This window comes from Cryobacterium sp. Y11 (assembly GCF_002929535.1).
In the GTDB taxonomy this organism is placed as follows: domain Bacteria; phylum Actinomycetota; class Actinomycetes; order Actinomycetales; family Microbacteriaceae; genus Cryobacterium.
The window spans coordinates 1-3,038 of the sequence record NZ_PJJO01000022.1; the positions used below are offsets into that span (position 1 = coordinate 1).

The 3,038-nt window shown below is 66.1% G+C and carries 1 protein-coding gene; it reads right to left on the minus strand.

Annotation, left to right across the window (positions count from 1 at the left end):
• The coding region (gene mobF, locus CXY75_RS00250; protein ID WP_146069289.1) for a MobF family relaxase at positions 1-2,996 on the minus strand (2,996 nt) is incomplete at its 3' end.
• Positions 2,997-3,038: the final 42 nt, after the last annotated feature.

Consider the following 3,038-nt stretch of genomic DNA (forward strand, 5'->3'; position numbering starts at 1 on the left):
CGGATCGCCAAATACTCATACCGTTCGGCGAGATGCTCCCGCCACGCCGGGTCGGTCCCTGCAGCGTCCAGGGCACTACGATCAGCGATCCACGCCGGCACGGCCGTGACGTGCGTCTCGCCCTGCTGGGTGGGTGCGAATTCGATGCGGCGCTCCATCCGGAACGACATGACCGCGCCAACGTCGTCGGCGTCCCCGAGATCTCGTTCATTCCACGACTCACCCAGCACGGTCGCCGGGTCGAGACCGTGGGTCTCGGCGCGGACAAGGGCCGCCGTAACGGCGCCCCAACTGTCGGAGCCGGTCAGGTTCCGGGCGTCACTCTCGTCGAGGACCTCGTGGACAAGTTGGTTGAATCGAACCGTGTTCGCCCGCTCAGCAACGTCCCCGTACTGGTCAATGAGTGTTGCGAGGTCGTCGACGCGGGCCTGCTCGGCCCGGATACTCTCGTGCGCGGACAGCATCCCATCACTGTGCCCCGCGATAGTGGCCAGGACGTCACTCATCGGCTGGGCCTCCTCGATCTCGACGTAAAGGAAATTCGCTTCTTTACCGCGAGTCACACCCACATAGATCAACTCCCGCGACGTCGACGCATCCGCCAGGACATGGGCGGTGTCGGCGGTCATGCCCTGCGCCCGGTGAATGGTCGACGCATAACCCAGCTCCACCGACGTCGCCACATACACAGCCGGCAGGGTGATCCGGCCGCCGTGACCTGCGTGCGTGACGCTTAAAGCACCGTCCGACTGGACTTTGTCGACCGTCCACACGTCACCGTTCTTGACGCGGTCGGTGCCGCGGCCGGTGCGGAGGGTGGCGTCGTTGACGCGGGTCACGATCCGGTCGCCCCGATACGCGGCCAGACCGTCGCGCAGCGGCGACGACGTGCTGCCACGCACGATGCCGGCACTCATCCGGTAGGCCTGAGCCCGACTATTGAGGTCAGCAACAGTGACGTTGTGCGGTGCGAGCATGATGGCGTTCGTGCCGGCCTCGTCATCGTGCTGCCACGCCGCGAACACATCACCGGTCATCCGGTCAATGCCCCCGCCGGTCACCCTCGCGTTGTCGACATACCAGCGGAACGGGTCGCCCACCGTCGCCGGGTCACGCAGCATCCGTGACGCCTCACCCTCCTCGGGGGACGTGAAGCGGTGAATTTCTTCCAGCTTGATCGACCCCAGCTCACGCTCGAGCAGGCGCAGCGCGCCGCCCGATTCAACAGCGGCCAACTGCCGGTCGTCCCCGATCAGGCGCACATGAGCGCCATGACGCTCGGCAATACCTGTCACTTTCGCGAGGTTCATCGTCCCGGCCATCCCCGCCTCGTCGACCACGACGATGTCTCCCGGGCGCAACACCAACTCGTCCGGGTGGCCGCTGCCAGGTGCCACATCTCCGTGCGTCTCATACGCCCGGACGAAGGAGTGAATCGTCACCGCGGGGACATTCACCGTCTCGCCGAAGACCGCAGCGGCCGTCGCCGACGGGGCCAAGCCGATCAGGCGCCCGCCAGCTTCCTCGGTCGCGCGTGCCGCCAACGCGAGAGCCGTCGTCTTCCCGGCCCCTGCCGGGCCCGTCCCCACGATCAGTAGGGTGCCGGATGTCGTGAACTCACGCGCGAGGGCGCGCTGGCCCGCGTCCAACGGACCGCGGTGCGCCGCCGCAGTCCGGTCAAACTCCGCCGCCGACACCGGCGATAACGACCGGATACGGCCCGCGGCCAGGAGGGCGTCCTCGGCAGCCAGAAGACCGGCGGACGTGAACAGCATCCGGCCCTTGTGATCGTAAATACTTGACCCATCACGCCGGGTCAACGGTTGGAACGAACCGTGCGGCGCCGGCGGAGTCACCGCGATGGAATCCGTCTCCAACGCCCGACGAGTGATCAACTCCACGGTTCCCTCAGCAACCTGACCGTAACGGCTGTCCTTCTGCACCCAACGTCGGGCCTCCGCCTCGATCATGTGCGGCCCCCACACCGCATGATGCTCCGACACCGTCGCCACCACCTCACGAGCAGCCTGGTCCACATCAACCAGGTGCGGCTCTCGGCCGTGAGACTGTGCCGCGGCCGCGCGGGCGCTCTCCAACAGACCGGCCACGGTGCGCGCGCCGACACGCTCCGACGCGGCCGCAGTCCACTGTGCGCGCAGCGCGGAGAGTGATCGGGCGTGCGCTTTCGCGGGGCGTGTTTCGAGGGTGGCCTGATCGGCGAGTTTGATGCGGGCAGCCGCGTCGGGGCTACGACCATGAGTGTCTCGGTAGTCCTTTTCCAGTTTCCGAACGGCCTTCTTAATATCGGCCGAGCGGGTGGAGAACTGGGCGGTCAGGCGCTCGTCGATGCCGGCGATCTCCACCACGGGACGCTTACCCGGAGCGACCTCGCGCAGCTCCGTCGTCAGGCCGAGAGCGTCCGTGACGTTGTCCATGACGCGCTGATTGTAGAACTCAGACGCGGCAACACCCTGGCGATGCAGCAGCTTGGAATCGATGGTGCGCCATTTACCGTCCACTCCCGTGACCTTGTTCGCCACGACCAGGTGGTCGTGCAGCTGAGGGTCGCCGTTGCGGGAATCGTAGTGTCGGAAACGCGTCGCGATCAGGCCACCCTCCACGTCGATCTGCGCGACCCCATTCGTCCCAGCACGGGTGGCGATCGCCTCACGCTCTAGGTACAGCACCGTGTCAGCAATCGCGGCATCCTGCGCCTTCTCGATCACCTTCCGAGTCTCGTTATCACCCAAACCCCAGAGCACCGACACGCTCTTCGCTGGCGAAAACACAAGGTCGAATCCGGCGACGGCTTGCTGCGTCGGACGCGTCGCAGCAGTGATGTATCGGGCGAGTTCTTCTTTGTCGGCCGGCTGCCGGCCTTTCGCCTCATGAAAAGCCTGTGCGCCCTCCCGAGCGCGAATGACCCGCCGCTCCGTGACGTTCGGTTCGCGGTGATTCATCCGGGTGAAATCGCTATAGCCGGTCTGAATCTTCACGCTCAGGTCCGTGCCACCGGTGCTGTACCCGTAGTACGACCG